The organism is Bacillus sp. MUM 116 (assembly GCF_001866655.1).
Taxonomy (GTDB): Bacteria; Bacillota; Bacilli; order Bacillales; family Cytobacillaceae; genus Neobacillus.
This window is the reverse complement of record NZ_MLYR01000113.1, coordinates 1-17,018: the sequence shown is the minus strand read 5'-3', so window position 1 is coordinate 17,018 and position 17,018 is coordinate 1. Positions and strand designations below refer to the sequence as shown.

At 39.0% G+C, this 17,018-nt stretch carries 14 protein-coding genes and 1 riboswitch; of the genes, 7 read left to right on the top strand and 7 right to left on the bottom strand.

Annotated elements, in window-relative coordinates; all coding sequences use genetic code 11:
* Positions 1-122 precede the first annotated feature (122 nt).
* Both BIV60_RS23850 and asnB read right to left on the bottom strand, forming a co-directional pair.
* The gene (locus tag BIV60_RS23850) at positions 123-1,655 is read right to left on the bottom strand and encodes an alpha-amylase family glycosyl hydrolase (RefSeq protein WP_071358207.1); all 1,533 of its coding nucleotides are present in this window, start codon (positions 1,653-1,655) and stop codon (positions 123-125) included.
* Between the two features lie 214 nt (positions 1,656-1,869).
* On the bottom strand, positions 1,870-3,717 hold the full coding sequence (asnB, locus tag BIV60_RS23845) for an asparagine synthase (glutamine-hydrolyzing) (protein WP_071358206.1): 1,848 nt from the start codon (positions 3,715-3,717) through the stop codon (positions 1,870-1,872).
* Positions 3,718-3,886: 169 nt separating this feature from the next.
* Between asnB and BIV60_RS23840 the strand changes: the two genes are divergently transcribed.
* The gene (locus BIV60_RS23840) at positions 3,887-4,450 is read left to right on the top strand and encodes a DUF2777 domain-containing protein (protein ID WP_071358205.1); all 564 of its coding nucleotides are present in this window, start codon (positions 3,887-3,889) and stop codon (positions 4,448-4,450) included.
* 25 nt (positions 4,451-4,475) lie between these two features.
* On the opposite strand, the gene BIV60_RS23835 is transcribed toward BIV60_RS23840, so the two are convergent.
* From BIV60_RS23835 to BIV60_RS23825, 3 genes are all read right to left on the bottom strand, one after another.
* Positions 4,476-4,835 (bottom strand): YisL family protein, encoded by a 360-nt coding sequence (locus tag BIV60_RS23835; protein WP_071358204.1) that lies wholly within the window; start codon positions 4,833-4,835, stop codon positions 4,476-4,478.
* Positions 4,836-4,923: 88 nt separating this feature from the next.
* The gene (locus tag BIV60_RS23830; protein WP_071358203.1) at positions 4,924-5,991 is read right to left on the bottom strand and encodes a TadA family conjugal transfer-associated ATPase; all 1,068 of its coding nucleotides are present in this window, start codon (positions 5,989-5,991) and stop codon (positions 4,924-4,926) included.
* A 119-nt stretch (positions 5,992-6,110) separates the two neighbouring features.
* A riboswitch (cyclic di-GMP riboswitch) is annotated at positions 6,111-6,198 on the bottom strand.
* Positions 6,199-6,442: 244 nt separating this feature from the next.
* Positions 6,443-6,838, bottom strand: coding sequence for a globin domain-containing protein (locus BIV60_RS23825; protein WP_071358202.1), 396 nt, complete (start codon positions 6,836-6,838; stop codon positions 6,443-6,445).
* 393 nt (positions 6,839-7,231) lie between these two features.
* On the opposite strand from BIV60_RS23825, the gene BIV60_RS23820 reads away from it, so the two are divergent.
* From BIV60_RS23820 to BIV60_RS23795, 6 genes are all read left to right on the top strand, one after another.
* Entirely contained in the window at positions 7,232-7,453 is a 222-nt protein-coding gene (locus tag BIV60_RS23820; RefSeq protein ID WP_071358201.1) for a spore germination protein, read from the top strand.
* Positions 7,454-7,470: 17 nt separating this feature from the next.
* Positions 7,471-7,713 carry a spore germination protein GerPB gene (locus BIV60_RS23815; protein ID WP_071358200.1) on the top strand — a complete coding sequence of 81 codons (243 nt, stop codon included), beginning with the start codon at positions 7,471-7,473 and terminating at the stop codon, positions 7,711-7,713.
* A gap of 96 nt (positions 7,714-7,809) precedes the next feature.
* The gene (gene gerPC, locus BIV60_RS23810) at positions 7,810-8,433 is read left to right on the top strand and encodes a spore germination protein GerPC (protein ID WP_071358199.1); all 624 of its coding nucleotides are present in this window, start codon (positions 7,810-7,812) and stop codon (positions 8,431-8,433) included.
* Positions 8,423-8,629, top strand: coding sequence for a spore gernimation protein GerPD (locus tag BIV60_RS23805; RefSeq protein ID WP_071358198.1), 207 nt, complete (start codon positions 8,423-8,425; stop codon positions 8,627-8,629). The genes gerPC and BIV60_RS23805 overlap by 11 nt, the downstream gene beginning before the upstream one ends.
* Positions 8,610-8,999, top strand: a complete 390-nt coding sequence (locus BIV60_RS23800; protein WP_071358197.1) for a spore germination protein GerPE — start codon at positions 8,610-8,612, stop codon at positions 8,997-8,999. The genes BIV60_RS23805 and BIV60_RS23800 overlap by 20 nt, the downstream gene beginning before the upstream one ends.
* Positions 9,000-9,045: 46 nt before the next feature.
* Positions 9,046-9,264: a spore germination protein gene (locus BIV60_RS23795; protein ID WP_071358196.1), complete on the top strand. Its 219-nt coding sequence runs from the start codon at positions 9,046-9,048 to the stop codon at positions 9,262-9,264.
* A 56-nt stretch (positions 9,265-9,320) separates the two neighbouring features.
* Here the strand turns inward: BIV60_RS23795 and addA are convergent, their stop codons facing one another.
* Positions 9,321-13,097 carry a helicase-exonuclease AddAB subunit AddA gene (addA, locus tag BIV60_RS23790; protein ID WP_071358195.1) on the bottom strand — a complete coding sequence of 1,259 codons (3,777 nt, stop codon included), beginning with the start codon at positions 13,095-13,097 and terminating at the stop codon, positions 9,321-9,323.
* Complete coding sequence (addB, locus tag BIV60_RS23785) at positions 13,094-16,579, bottom strand: helicase-exonuclease AddAB subunit AddB (RefSeq protein WP_071358194.1); 3,486 nt, start codon at positions 16,577-16,579, stop codon at positions 13,094-13,096. The genes addA and addB overlap by 4 nt, the downstream gene beginning before the upstream one ends.
* Between the last annotated feature and the right edge of the window lie 439 nt (positions 16,580-17,018).

Sequence of the window (17,018 nt, the reverse complement as noted above, 5' to 3'; positions counted from 1 at the left end):
CGGATTGGCTTGTGACCTCGAGGGGCTAGGCGCCGGAGCTGGACCATTCTCAAAGCAATTTATAATTTCTTATACTATAAAAAATTATACGCACCAGGTGACTTCCCTGGTGCGTTGAAGAATTATTCATTACGATTAATTTTGCTTCTTTTAATGATCAGGAATAAAAATAAACCAGCTAAAATCATTATAATAAGGATTGCCGCCACAAATGGTACGTTCATCCCGGTTTTATCTGCCAAAACATAGATTTCGGATAAATCCCGGTCAAGAATAATCGTATATTTATCGCCTTTACTCTTGACGGTATCACCGCCAAGTAAACCGCGAAGCTCTTTTCCCCCTTCTAAGTTTCCCTCTAGCGTGATACTTTGTGATTTGTTTGTATTGTTAATTGCAATGACCGAGATTTCACCTTTATATTCCCGTTTATAAACAACCATTCCGTTTTTTTCATATAACAATTTGAGATTTCCTCTTGTCAATGATGGAAGCTCGTTTCTTAATGCACCAATTTTTGTAATAAAATCAATCAATTCTTTTTCTGCACGAAAGCTCATCTGCCCGCGGTTATCCGGAATGTCCCCACCATTCAAAGCAATATCCGTCCCATAATAAATTACAGGTATTCCCGGAACCGTATATAAATAGGTCAGCGCCGTTTTCCAACGCGAACCAGGAAACTGTTTATTTTTCACAATATCTTGAGTTAACCTTGTTGTATATTCATTGTCGAGATAATTTGCCAATAACTCTGAATGCTTATATTGCTTCTTTTCCTTTTCCAATTCGGAAAAAACCGGTTGTAAGGATTGATCTGTATTGGCGAATGCTTTCCTTAAATCAGTACTAAGAGAGGCATTATATAGACTATCAATCCCGGCTTTTTCATACTCTGTCCCATTGAACGGCGTTTTTTCTGCCGGAATTCCAATAAGAAAAAAGTTTTGCTTCACACTTTTTACTGCAGTAGAAAAATCACTCCAAAAGCTCTCAGGTACCATATTTACTTCAGGCAAACTATACCCATCTATATCTGTTTTTTCAATCCACCATTTTGCAGCCTTAATTAAATAATTTTTCACCTTGGGATTGTCCTGATTCAGGTCCGGCAGCCCGTCCACCCAGCCATTTTCAAGCTCGTTTTGATCATTCCAATTCTGAATAGGCTGCTTTTTATGAAACCAATCTTTCTTCCCAGGGTCTGTCACCCATTGATGATTTTTCGCAACATTGTTTGCTGTGAAATCAATCAGTACTTTCATTTTGCGTTTATGGGCCTCGTTTACAAGCTTTTGAAAAGTCTTTATCGAACCAAAATGCTCGTCCGTTTTATAAAAATCTGTCACCCAATATCCATGATATCCATTGCTGGCATTATCAAAAATTGGGGTAAGACGGATTGCGGTAAAACCCATATCATGTATGTAGTCAAGTTTATCGATGATCCCTTGAAAATCACCGCCGTTATAGACATTTGGATCTTTCGTATTCACATTCTTATTAAGATTCGTATCGCCATCATTAAAACGGTCAATCATAATTGAATAAATGGATTCATCCTGCCAGAGCCGCTTTTCTTTTTTTACTGCTGCATTTGCAGGAACAGAAGACAGTAGAAAAACAGTAATTAAAATGAGTATGGTTCTTTTCATCAAAAATTTCCTCCCTTAAAAAGGGAAGAGGTTATCCCTCTTCCCTACACTCATTTTAATCGAATAATGGTTTGAAATCCAAATTTTATCTCTTGTCCAGCTCCAGCGCCTAGCCCCTCGAGGTTGCTTCGGCCCTGCCGATGAAGTCAAAGAACGAGTTCACCGTCAGGGCCTCCAGCACTTGTCGGGGCTGAGCAAGGCGCTTCCGCTTTTCTTAATTAACTATATTTATATTATAATCTTTAAACCAAGTGTGTAATTGGACGAAATAGGCAAGCAGCTGCGGTCCCGTCATAAGCTGGCCAAACCATGGTTCTTTAAAGGACTCCCCGCCTGAATCCACAATACTTTGTAAAGAGGCTTTATCGAAAAATTCATGTAATGCTGATGATTTATCCTTTAAAATTTCTACCAACTGTTTTTGGATAATCGCAGTATATTCCGGATTATGTGTTTTTGGGTATGGGCTTTTCTTTCTGTAAAGCACTTGTTCCGGTAAAATTCCTTCAAATGCTTTGCGAAGGATGCCTTTTTCCCTTCCGCGATACATTTTAACATCCCAAGGAATATTCCAGACATATTCTACAAGCCGATGGTCTGCAAAAGGAACCCGTACCTCAAGGCTCGCTCCCATACTCATCCGGTCTTTCCGGTCAAGTAAGGTGGTCATAAACCAAATCATATTTATATAAAATAGCTCACGCCGTTTCGATTCCTCTAAGGTTTCACCCGGTAATCCAGGTGTTTCCTTCACCGCCTGTTGGTATTGATTCATTACATATTCGGAGAGTTTCAATTTCCCCCGCCAATGTTCGTTCAATAAATTTTCTCTTTCAGAAACGGACCGCATCCATGGAAATCCAGCCCGCTCCAGGTCTTGTTTCCGATGGAACCATGGGTAACCTCCAAAAATTTCGTCTGCGCATTCGCCTGAGAGACTGACAACGAAATCCTTTTTGATTTCCTTACAGAACCACAGCAGTGAGGAATCCACATCGGCCATTCCCGGGCAATCTCTAACATGGACCGCTTCGATTAAATCGTCCACCAGTTTTTGCTGTGATATCGTTTTGTTATAATGAGAGGTATTAAATTTGTCAATAACCATTTGGATGTATTCCCCATCCGCATCCGGCTGGAATTCATTTGCGGCGAAATGAAGGTCGTTTCCTTCATAGTCAATCGAATACGTATGCAACTGCCCTTTACCTTGGTCTTGGAATCCTTTTGCCGCAATCGCCGTTATGATACTTGAGTCAAGACCGCCTGATAAAAATGTACATAATGGCACGTCCGAAACAAGCTGTCTTGTAACGGCATCCGTTACTAGATAGCGGACCTTTTCAGACGTTTCTTCAACTGTGTCTTTATGTTCCTCACTTTTAACGTTCCAATAGCGCCAAATTTTTAAGCCGTTTTTTGAAAAAGTCAAAGCATGTGCCGGCCTCAGTTCTTTTATCCCTTTAAAGATCCCTGAACCTGGTGGTCTTGATGGTCCTGTACCGAGAATATCGGCAAGCCCCTCGTGGTTTAATTCTGTTTTAATTTCGGGATGTGCAAGGATTGCCTTTAATTCCGATGCAAACAGCAACCCTTTTCTTTGCTCCGTGAAAAAGAGCGGTTTTACCCCTAATCTGTCACGTCCAATAAATAACTGTTCCTTTTTACTATCCCAAACTGCGAACGCATAAATCCCGTTTAAATAATTTACGCACTCCTCCGCCCATTCTATATAGGCTGTTAACAGAACTTCTGTATCAGAATGACCCTTAAAAGAATATCCTTTAGTAAGGAGAATTTTACGGATATCTTCCGTATTGTATATCTCTCCGTTGTAGCAAATGGTATACACAATACCTTCTTTTTGTTTTGACATTGGCTGCCTTCCCCCTTCCGGGTCGACAACAATAAGTCTCTTATGTCCAAAACCAACATGTGTATTTGTCCAGATGTTCGTTTCATCAGGGCCTCTTTTTGCAAGTGTATTGGCCATTTTTGCTATTGTTTCTGTTTTATTTTTTAATAATTTATCAAAATCTACCCATCCAGATATCCCGCACACGGTAGTTGGCTCCTTTCTACTATTGAACCTGCAAATTTCAATTACATGGTTTAGTGTATTCAGCCCAAAACAATTGGTTAATTGTCCAAATAAAATGGTATACCAAGTTATAAATTTGCAAGAAGATGTCTAAAAAGAAGATGAAAGCAACTGGCACGGAGGTTTAAACATGAATCGACAGCAGCGAAATAAACTTATGTCTAATCAACAGAGAGCTTTTAATGAGGGAACTGTTGAACAAATTAATGATCAATGGATTTTTTTTGATGAGGAAACCGAAGAAGCAAACATGCTTGAGGATTTTCATCAGCAGGAAGTTGAAGTTTTCCGGACGAACCGCTGGAGAAGAGGGGTTTTATTTGACTCAGGAAAAATCCAATTTGGAAAAGAAGTCATTATGCTTCGCGACCATGATCAGTTGAGAATTAAGAAGCATTTAGTCTATTCCCTGGAGAGATTGCTTGAGGGGATTAATGATGATGCCTTTTTTCAATTTGTTACGACTTTAAATTCTTTAGGTTTTTCCATATACGATTGTATCTATTGTTATAATCACTTATCTTTCCTTTCGGATGAAAAACGAAAGGACGGGGTAAATTTTATTGTTTTTGATAATCAGGAACAAATTTGCAATGTTCAGCATCATTTCTTTTATTTTGAAAAGGTCAATGACCGTTTTGAATTTACTTTAAATACAGGGAAAAGGTTAATTATTGAAAAGATGATTTCATAAGAAAAAGCTGCCGAGGGCAGCTTTTTTATGGATGAAGAAAAGACATTGGCAGGACAGCAAATCCTAGATATAAAGCAAGGGCGAAGGCAACCACAAACTGAATCCAAAAAACGGAAGTTCTTCGATTATTTTTAAAACGTGATAAAATCATTTCCAAAGTTCCGATTACCCATAGGCCAGCAACAGCCTTTAAAGTATATTTCCAGTCAATATGAGCAACTCGAGTAAGAAGCATAACGCCTGTAGCAATAATCAAAAGGTAAAAAACTCTTAACACCATTTGGACGATTTTCGCGCCTTTTTCTTTACCGCTTTTATTTAAGGAAAGCGCAACAAAAAATAAAATCAGTGCGACTAACCATGCAGTAATATGTGCATGTATCATTTAAATTTGCCTCCTTATGTATAGTCGAAACTATCATATCACAGGCAAATGAAAAATACTAAACATTAGGCTGAATAGATGGTACTTGTTATTTAAATACTGATGGTGGGATTTCAATCCCTGTTTCCTTAAGCCGTTCGAAAAAACCTGGCTGAACTCCTGTTGAAACTAAGCGCCCGACAACCTTCCCATTCCGATTCATTCCTTCATGTTTAAAAGTAAATAAATCCCGAAGTAAGATACGATCCCCATTCATTCCGTAAACCTCAGAAATTTTAACTATTTTCCTAGATCCATCTTTTAAACGAGCTTGATGGATAATCAAATCTATTGCTCCGGCTATATGTTCACGAATATCTTTTACTTGCATCTCGATCCTCTTAATCCGCATCATCGTTTCCAATCGAGTTATCATATCCTCCGGGCTTTTGGAATGTCCCGATGCAAGTGATCCAGTCTGGTCTTTCATCAAAACTTGAAGCAAAAGAAATGGATCACCGCCACCGTCCTCATCAAAAAACATTCTGTCAGTTTTTCCAATCGTTTCAGCCTCGGGGATATATTTTGAAATGGCGTTAAGTGTTATCGTTTTTCCAGAACCTGGCCCTCCAGAGACAAACAAATTGAGCCTGGCTTTTACACTAGCATTCAGGAAAACTGCGATATCTTCTGTTACGGTGCCAAAGCTAATTAAATCCTTCATTTCATAGGCTTTCTTTGAACTTTTTCGAATCGTAATAGCCGGTCCATTATCGGCCAATGGAGGAATAATTGCATTCAGATGTGACCCGTCGGGGAGTCTTGCATCCACCATCGGTGAACTCTCATCAATTATTCTCCCAATTGGTGCTATCATTTTTTCAATTAACCTAATAACATGTTTATTATCGCGAAAATGGATAGGGGTTAAAATAATTTTCCCTTTCCTTTCACAATAAACCTGATTAGGACCGTTAACCATTACTTCTGAAACATCCTTATCTAAAAGAAGTTGTTTAAGTTGGCAGAAATCCGTAAAATCGAAGAGGAATTCTTGATTACAACTTACCCTATGATTTAGATGTTTGGCAAAGGATGAGTTGTTTTTAACAGAGGATGCTTTTTTTACTGCCTCTCCGCCAATTTGTTTTCTTTTATTTTGATTTAACAACCCCATTCATTCACCCCCAATAAAATAACCCCACCTCTACCTAAGGGGGGTTGTAGCCACAAATATTCCGAAGTGCATAGAATTCCTATGCTTCCTAAGAAAAATTGTGATAAACACCCTGAACTTTCGGTAACTGGCTGGCATAGTTCTTAAAGCACCTTAGCCCCTTTAGTTTTGCGTCACTGATTTTCATCAGTTTTGCCTTTATCGAGTATCAGTGTTTACTATTCCGACTGATCTCTTACACCCATCATAGAATGTTTCCCTCTCGGATAATACCCTACCTTTTTCTTATTTACTACCAAATTTGATAGGCGCTTCGAACTATTTTTCTTTTCGGCACCTATTACTATTAATCTTGAATATACGGAAATAGACTTCATTAATAAATAGTTAGAAAAAAATAATCCCCTTGCAGAATTGAGCAAGGGGATTTAATTTCATTTTAACGGTTTCATTATTCGTCTGTATCCGGACTGTTCACCATGATTCCGGCAACCTGTGTCAAACGGTCATAAAAGGCCAAGCCGGCTGGATTTTGGTCAAGACCAATTTCTTGAAACGCTTCCCACATGCAGCGCAGCCATGCCTTAGCTCTATTAGGTGTCACTTGGAATGGCAGATGCCGTTCGCGCATGGCCGGCGGTCCAAATTCCTGGCTATATAAAGCAGGTCCACCTAAGAACTGTGGTAAAAACATACGCTGCTTTCTCATAATTTCCTTCATATCCCCCTCAAATAATGGGCTTAAATCTTTATCAGCATAAACCCGTGGATAAAAGGCATTGACTAGCTGGTCGATTGTTTCTTGGCCACCAATTTCGGTATAAAGTGTTTTAAATTGAAATTCCATTTTCTTCACCCACTTTAATTTTTCCTATTTCTAAAATTATAAGCTTAAAAAAGAATTTTTTTTGTGATTCATATCACACTAAAATAACTTATAAATATGTTAAGACCATTTCTTTTTTTGGGCGAATCAATCACATTACATCCGCCCAGACATATATTGTTAAAGAAACCTATAAAAAAGGCGGAAGCGCCTTGTTCAGCCCCGACAAGGCTTTAGGTCCTTCGGTGAAGTCGTTCTTTGACTTCATCGGCATGCCTACATCATTGAATTTGCATCATTGAAGGCATGCGACGAGGTGAACAATACTTCCTCGAATATGCTTTGCCGCAGGAGCAAGATAGCAACTTACAGGGGAAGGACGCTTGCGTTAGATTGAAAAAAAGGGTGTTGTTTATGCCGGCGATTGTTGGAGTTGCTCAGGTCATTACACTTGGGAACAGTTCTGTTTTTCACATTGGAGATGTTTATAAAATTATGCCTTTTGCCGCTGCCAAAACATTCTCTGGAGCAGGTTCCTTTAACACTGGGGAACGTTTAAACGTTCATAACAATTTAAGTTCCACGAATACTACGGATCCGGATATGATTGATCAAAATAATGCCTTTAATATGTAATGAATAGGTGATTTTGAATGAATTTTTACATCCAGCAATCCATTCAAATCAATTATATTAAAATTGGCGGTATTACTAATTCCTCTGTCTTACAAATCGGCAGTGCAGGGATTATTAAACCGGCTGCTTATTTGTATAACACTGGAGGTTTCACTGGACCAGCACCGGCCGCAATCAAGCCCGGTGAACTTCCAATACAGCAGACCTCTCAAATACTGACACCGGCGGTTCCATTACAGGCGCCAGTTAGAACAGGTTAGTACAAATCCTAATGATCACAAATACTTGGCAAGTCTCCAACTGGTTCAGCATATAAATTAACTTAGGGTAGGGAGACACAAGACGGGGTGATCGAGATGTATCAGGATTTTTACCAATACCTTCAATGGCTTCTAACATCTATTCAATTGCATGAAAAAAGGATTGCAACATTAGAAGCGACAATCCAAAAAATGCAGAACGATTTAAAGCAATTGGGGGAAAAACCGACCATTCATGTGGATACAATTCAATATAATTTTGATCAATTGAAGGTGGAAACCCTTGAAGGTACACTTTCCATAGGGCTTAATCCTAATGATTTATCCGGAATTGAGGATTTTGCGATACAAGGTCAATCATTGAATACTCCCATTTCTCCCAAGGCCCAGATGCAACGGTCAATGAAAATTGAAGAAGCAATTTATCGATATTTGGAAACAGATTTGCCACAAGTCATTGAACATACTGAAAAACAACTACGAATCCAGCCTAATGAATCCTATTTATCGTTCATAAAACAGGATATTATTAAACAGCTTCCAAATAGAATTGAGTATCACTTAAAATCTATTCCTGTTAATGACCAATCAGAAGAAAATAAGTCGATAGTGGAAAATAAGATTATTGAATTGCTAAAACAGGAAATTCAAAGTGGTGTTTATACCTTTTTCAATAATTTACCCGAGCATGTGAAAGGAATGAATACGAATGATCCTTGAAGTTTATAACCGCGAGCTCTGTGTAGGTAACATCCAAATTACAGGTGTTGCCAGTTCTTCTTTAGTACTGGTAGGAGATACCGAAACGATTCAATTGGCTTCTGCTTTTGACACTCCCGCTGAGTCTTTAATCATCGGCCCATTTGTACCACTTGAACCGGATGTGACCCCTGGTTATGCTACAGCGAACGTCTAATGTTGACAAATTAAATGTTATGGTCGTATCCTACTCCTCAATTATTCAGCTTGGGGATTCCTGCATAATAAATGCATTATCCCGTGCACTTGCTGTTCAAAGGGAAGCAGAAATATTTTTCGGGAATGAAGGAAATTTCCCCGCCTATACTGTGTTCTATAAGCCGATTCCATTACCGCCTATCAACGAAACGGTTTCATTTTTACCTCATAATCCCAATCCGATGATAAAAGTGAAACATATTGATATTATCGGTATCTCTGCCTCTTCCATTTTACATGTGGGAAACAGCCGAAATGTATCCATGGAAGCTAGAGTTAAACATATCCGACAAGAACTCCCATTTGGGCATGAACAGGATATTAAGTAAACGCATATGTTACCTTAGACATTTTTTTGGTAAAGGATGTTTGAAAATGCCAGCAATTATTGGCCCTGTACAAATTGTAACAGTAAGCGGAGGAATTGTTCAATTTGGTGATACGGTTTATATTTCTCCAAAAAGCACCGCAAAAGCTTATGGAGGCTCTGGGGGATTTAATACTGGAGGAATCATTGTTTCAAACAACGCTATAAGTGGAACAAATGTATTAGATACTGACCTAATTGATCAGCCTATTGTTGGAAACAATTAAAAACGACATAAACCTCTACATTGGTTTATGTCGTTTTTTATGTTTATTTTCGGTGCTTAATCCAGATTTAGAATATGTGCACCATCAAAGAAAAACAAATAACGTTCATTGACTTTTCTTTTCCAAATTTGCTCAATCGCTTTTGTATATAAATTGATTTGCAATTGGTATCGTTCAAGTAGAATCGGTTTTGCCTGTTCAAACCCGCCCTTATATCGGTCTGTTATTCCATCCGATTTATAATCAATGAGTACAAGCCCCTGGTCATCTTCAAATATACAATCAATAATTCCTTGAACAAAAATCGATTCCGTCTCGTCTTTCCAATTCATATATACTTCTTCCGCTGGGAGGGAGATGGTAAAAGGAATTTCACGGTTAATCGCTTTTGCGGCGCATAGCCTTTTTCCCAATTCCTTTGTAAAAAATTGAGCAATTAATTGGGCATCAATGACCTGCGCTTGTTCAGCCGTTAATAATTCATTTACAACCATATTTTCTACTTGCACATGAATCGATTCAACACTAATTGGTTTTGTTACATCAACGTGCTGCATCACCATATGAAGAGCTGTTCCCCGTTCTGCAGGGCTTAATTGTTTTTCTTGCATGAACTTTGGACGCTTTAGAATTGGTTTTTTAAATCTTTGGATAAGGTCTGTACCACTTTGCTCATCGGAAATTTCCCTTTGCCGTTTCATTTCTGAAACAGATTGTTTCGAACGATTTGCAACCGCATCCCGGTAACTATACTCCCATTTTAATCGATCAAATATTTCCCTTGCAAAGGGTGATTCAGTTGGTATCAGTTCAGAATTTTCCACCAAATCCAGATTGCTATCTTCCTCAAAATCATCGTCAATTTCTTGGCTTTTAAGGGACTTGCTGCTCAAAATCGAAAATGCCCATGCTGAAGGATGAAGCATCATTTCATCTGAAGTTTGCAATCCTCTATTTTCCGGTGTTCTTAAATCAACACAGTCCTGATGACGAACCAACGCCGGTCCAATCCAATCTAAATAACTAGTTGCCGCTGCCCTTTCATAATCCTTTACGAGCCATTCCTGATTCGTAATCCCATCATTCCATTGGTCTATTTTTTTGCCAGCATCATTTATTGAACCAAGTAAATATAGTTTTTCTTTTGCTCGTGTTAAAGCAACATACAATACTCGCATTTCCTCCGCAAGCATTTCCATTTTCTTTTTTCTCTTAAACGCCATTTGCGGCAATGATGGAAACGTTATTCTTTTTTCTACATTGACATATTTGGCGGCAAAACCATACTCTTTATCAAGCATATATGAATTTCGAATATCCGACATATTAAAACTGCGGGACAACCCTGCAACAAAGACAACAGGAAATTCCAGTCCTTTACTGCTATGAATGGTCATAACCCGGACAACATCCTCTTGTTCTCCAAGCGCTCTTGCTGCACCCAGGTCATCTCCCCGATCCATCATCCTTTCGATAAATCGCATAAACCTGAATAGACCTCTGAAGGAGGTTTGTTCATATTGACGGGCACGGTCATATAAAGCACTCAAGTTCGCCTGACGCTGCTTTCCGCCCGGCAATCCACCAACAAAGTCATAAAAATGGGTATCCCGATAAAGCTGCCAAATGAGGTCTGAAAGAGCTCCCTTTCTTGCGGCTCCCCGCCATTCTTTTAATAAATCGCAAAAGCGGCGGACTTTGTCATATGACGCTTCGCTATTTTTAGCTTCTGTACTTCTTGAAAAAGACTCAACTGCTTCCCAGAAGGAGCCTGTTTTTTTATGAATACGGATATTGGCAAGTTGTTCCTCATCCAAGCCGACGATTGGGGAACGAAGAACAGATGCTAATGGGATATCCTGATACGGATTATCGATGACATGAAGCAATGACAACATGATCGCAACTTCGGTCGCTTCAAAGTAACCAGTCGAGAGATTCGCATAAATAGGAATTCCCTGCTGCTTGAATTCTTCCATAATTTGCGGCGCCCAAGTCATCGACCTTAACAGGATGACAATATCGCGATACATAAGCGGGCGGCTTGATTTTGTTTTAGTATTGTATACTTGCTTTCGCTCTGAGATTAATTCCTTAATTTTTGCAGCCATTACTCTTGCCTCAAGCTGCGATTTTTCTAAATCAACCGCATCAAACTCATCCACCGGGGGTTCTCCTTCATCCCCTGTATCCTGTGTATCTTTCTGTTCTTTATTTAAATCCACAAGCAAAAGTTCAACCGGATAGGGCTCTTCATCCGGATAAGGGGCGCCATTGCGAAGTTCGGCGGCCTCATCATATTCGATTTCCCCTACCTTAACCCCCATGATTTGTTTAAATAAAAAATTGGTTCCATCTAAAACCTCTTTGCGGCTCCGGAAATTGCGGGCAAGATCGATTTTTAAGCCCGTTAATTCCCCATCATGGCGAAAACGATTGTATTTCCCTAAAAATAAATTAGGCTCTGCCAAACGGAAACGATAAATCGACTGCTTCACGTCACCAACCATGAACAAATTGCCATTTATCTCACTTTCAAATGCAACAAGCTTTAAGATGGTTTCCTGAACCATGTTTACATCCTGGTATTCATCAACAAATATTTCTTTAAAATGGTTTTTGTAGGCTAAAGCTGCACTTGACGGTAGAAATTCTCTTGCTTGTGAAATCTCTCCAGTGAGAATTTGTAGGCAATAATGTTCCAAATCAGCGTAATCTACTAGTCCCTTTTCTTTTTTCGCTTTTTCGAAGCGCTCTGAAAAGTCACTTACCAATTGAACAAGTGTCCGAATCAGCGGATACATTTCTTCCATATCACGTAAAAAACTTTCAGGCTTTCTGGTAAAAAGTTCATCCTTTAAATCATTCAGCTTTTTCTTCGCTTTGTCACGCAGTTTTTGTGCCTTTTCAGTTAATTCTTTATTAAACTCGTCCCCTCTTACCGGTTTGGCTCTTGAAAAAGCCCATGTCTGCATTGCATTATACAGGGTTTGCCATGAATCATCCTTTGCCGCAATAAGCGTATCAATCACCTTTAAATCATCTAAAAAGTTCTCTGCTCTAGGGTGCGGACCGCCCGGAAGCTTCGCAATTTCCAAACCGCTTTTAATCATTTCCATTGCAGCCTCAAGCTGCAGTTCAATATCATACAGTAGTGCCTCAATAAATGGCAGATCTTCAATTATGGAGATCAAGGTGACATCATACATGTTGAGAATCGATTCCAAATACTTATCCGGCTCCGGGTTTGAACGGGCAAAATCATAGATAGACCGGACAATATCCATTAAGGCCGCATCATTCCGGTCATTTGTAAATGAATCAACTAGTGTAAAAAATGCTTCATTGTCCGGTTTTCCATATTGTTCTTCAAATAATTCATCAATCACTTCATCCCTAATCAATTGAGCCTCAGTTTCATCAGCAATCCGAAACCCGGGATCGACATCGATTAAGTAATAATATTTGCGTATCACTTCCATACAAAAGGAGTGCAGGGTGGAAATCGACGCTTTATTTAATAAACTTAACTGTTTTCTAAGATGTCTTGATTCCGGATTTTGGTCAATAGCTTTCTCTAATGCTTCACCAATTCGATGACGCATTTCTGCAGCTGAAGCATTTGTGAAGGTTACCACCAGCAATTCATCCACATCGATTGGGTCATCTGTCGAAAGGATTTTTTGAATAATTCGCTCTACAAGGACAGCCGTTTTCCCCGAACCAGCCGCTGCCGCTACGAGAATATCCTTATTTTTAGCCATGATCGCTTTCCATTGATCTTCTGTCCATGTTGCCCCTTCCGGCATTGGCGGGATCATCAAATGACTCATTCTGGCACACTCTCCTTTCCAATCAACTCCAAAACATCCTCTTTGGAGTGCGGGGCTAGAATCCGATACTGATTATCTTCAATCGATTCATCAAATTGGCAAACCGATTTAAAGGGACAAAATGTACAAGGTGTTTTATCTTTTAGTTTATAAGGGGAAATATGAACGGTACCGTCCATAATCGCATTTCCTGTTTTTTGATAGAGATTTCGAACATAATGTCGTAAATTATCAAATTCATTTATGCTGGCTACTTTGGATTTTTTGGTTAAATGACCATCCTTTTTGATTCCCGCTGCGATAATTTGTGAATCACCAGATTCAAGTGTTCGATCCATCAAACGAATCACGTTTTGATCACTCAGCATTAGCCCATTCATTTTAAACTTTTTCATCATTTCCTGTTCAAGCTCATCGATGGTTAACATTTTTTTCGTGCTAATAAATGGGTTATGGACATGGAAATAAAGAACACCTGCTGGGTTGGCTTCCATTTCTACCAGCTCTTTTGAGTGGGAAATAACGATATCGAGATAGGTCAGCATTTGCAATGCCAGCCCATAATAAACTTCGCCGAGATTAACATCTTTTTCGCTTGATTTGTAATCGATTACCCGCAAAAATACACTTCCGTTATCATCGATTGCTGAATCGACGCGGTCAATCCGCCCTGCCAGCTCCATTCTCTTTCCATTTTTCAAAGAAAACTTTAATGGCGGAAGGTCCCCTTTTGATCCAAACCCTAATTCCAAACCGATAGGTGAAAAGCCGCTGACCTTGGCATGTTCACTTAAAACAAGCGAAGCACGTGTAATGATTTGCTCGAGTTTTCTCCGAATATAATGGTGTCGTTCGGAGCTGAGCAATATTTCATTTTGCAGCTTTGGCGCTAAAGTATTGACCGCTTCCCTCGATAAATTTTCACATTGCTGCCGCGTTAATTTGCTCCACGATATTTTTTGTTCATTTATGGTATCAGAAATATGCTTTAATGCGGCATGGAACAATTCTCCGATATCAGGTGCCTCCAACCGGAAAATTTGTCTTTCCCTTAGTTTCAGACCATGCTGGGCAAAATGAGAAAAAGCACAGCCATTGAATAATTCCATTCTTGAAACACTCGCCTGAATGGTCTCTCCATATAATTCCTCCGCTATATTTTTTGAGAGGTTTACCGTTTGGTTCGTGTAAAATAGACTGGATAAAACTTTTTCTGCCTGGTCCTTGCCTTCACCCTTTATATAAAAGTTATATACATCCCACCAAAGAGATGAAATCGGATAGTTTCTCTTTTTTAACTGAAGCTGTGCGGTTAAATATGGCAGGGTCGAGGTTGGATTCGACACAAACCCTAATTGTTCCTCTTCTGCTAGCTCGGCAGGATTATTTACAAAAACAAGTTCTGAAAGTCCAGGGAACATATCTTTAATTTTTTTTATATAGGAAGAAGGAATAAGTGCTTTCCCTTCATTATTGGCGAGCGGATAGGTAATATAAAACAAATCTGACGGGATTGTCATCGCTTTATAGGCTAAAAAGTTTTCATCAAGAAGGCGTGCTTTGCTGCTGGGTGCGACCTGAATCCCGGTCATAGCGAGCATTTCCCGGTCATCATCCGCGAATATTCCTTCATCCGAAAGTTTTGCAGGTAATACCCCTTCATTAATGCCAACCATGAATGCTACCTTGATTTCTGTTAATCTTGATTTCTCCAAATCTCCGACTAAAACTTGATCTATTGCCGGAGGAATAAGGGAAAAATGCAAGGATTCAAAACCGGCTTCTAAAATAGCAGCAAACGATTTTAATGAAATTGATTCATCACCCAGGATTTCCACATATTGATCTAAAAGGTCAATTATCGCATTCCAAACTTGTTCATGTTCCCGCATTTTAATAAGATTTCCTTTTTCCTCTTCGGCCATTTTCCATTTTTCAAGTTTGGAGGGTATCTCCAATTCTTCTAAATATAAATAGATGGCTTCACAAAGCTTTCTTCCTGTTTCCGCTTTTTTTAATCGTCTGGATAAACGTAAGACAGGGGCAGATACCATCAGCTTTAATTCATTTAATTCTTGTTCAATTTTCTTTTCAGCATCCGTTTGAATACTCGTCCCTAATTCCAAGCCATAGGAACGACGATAACTCCACCGCTCTTTTTTTGTCCACTTACTGCCCTTTATCCCGTAAGCAAGACAGTAATTTTCAAGCCGGTCCATTTTTTCACGCATTTTATCGGGATTTTCCTGCAACGGATAAAGCAATTCCGTTTTAATGACCCGAAATACAGGCTCGTAACGCCAATACGATTGAATCACTTCAAGACTTGAGCGAAGTAATTCAATAAGCGGATGGTTTAACATCGTCCTTTTTTGATCAATAAAATAGGGAATCTGATAATCATCAAAAACCGGAACCAAAAGATCATGATAGTCCCCGCCGTTACGAATTAGTAAGGCAATATCGCGGTATCGATACTCTTTTGTCCGAACCAACTCACGTATTTCCCTTGCAATTCCTTCCACTTCTGCGCGCCTGCTGACTGCCTGGCCAATATGGATTGCAGCTTGTCCTTCATATGGTACGGCTGGTCTTACATCAAACATTTCTTCAAGATGCTGTAAGGAAGGATGATTCCACTTTTGTTGGCTGCTTAACAGAATCGGCTCTTCTATATCGATCCCTTCTGCTTTAGCGATTTCCGTAACAGAATAACAAGCCTCAGAAGACAGCCTGAATAAATCAAGTTCATCAGGTGAAAAATCAAAAGTTGATTTATTTGTCGTCATCGCAATGGTAACTCTCCGGCAATTCTTCATGAGCTCCTTGATAACCAGGTATTCCTGTGGTGTATAGCTGTAAAACCCATCAATATAGATTTCCGCATCCTTTAAATAGCTCGATGAAGACACCTTTTCTGAAAGGAGTTGAAAATAGTCTTCGGAATCAATGTATTTCCCAAAAATCTCATCCTCAAATTGTTTATAGATAATTTCTAAATCATGTAATTTATCTTGAAGTGCCTTTGCCGATTCATTGGAAAGTTTTTCTGAACCTTCGATGAGTTCTTCAGGACGAATACAATATCGCTTAAATTCAATAATCATTTGTTCTAATTGGTGAATAAAACCTTGTTTATCTGCAGCGCGCCCGAACAAAGTTAATTGTTCCTTCTTTTCTTCAATGATTTTGCGAATTAGCATACTCATTCCGACATTACTTAAATGATATCGGCTAATTCCGCCCGTTTCTTGTAAAATTCTCCAAGCCAGCCGTGAAAAACTATACACTTGAGCTCGAATCATTCCGCCGATTTGTTCATCACTGGCTAAATGATATTCAGATAAAAACGTCATTTGTTCGGGAACAATATAAATAATTGGTTTACCCATTGGGTTTTCCAATAGCCGGTCTCGTATTTCCTTTAAACACAAAGCTGTTTTTCCGCTTCCAGACCGCCCTATTACCATTCTAACTGCCATGTTCGTACCCCCATTCCCTAAACTCTTTGTCTTCCATTTTATCATGAAATGGGCACAAACGTTTGGAAATACCCCTGATTTATGAAACCATAAATGGTAAAAATTTAAGCAGCAAAAAAAGAGCACGCAAATGCATGACGGGTTCCGTTTCCTATCACAAACATTAAAAATGTAAGTTAAAATGAGTGCCAATTTGCATATGAAATTGACACTCATTTTTTATTGGGATAAAGCCGTTTGTGCCGAAATTACATAAAAATTTGTATAGGAAAATGCACCCCAAATTGTAGGGGTACAATGGCTGTTGTACCCCTACAATTTTACCTTCAATTTGGTATACAATTTGTCTTACAAAAAATGCTACACAACACATATTAATTGGATATATATGTTAAGATGAAGTCTTATCCTTAATTGAGTAACCAGTGATATTTAAAAT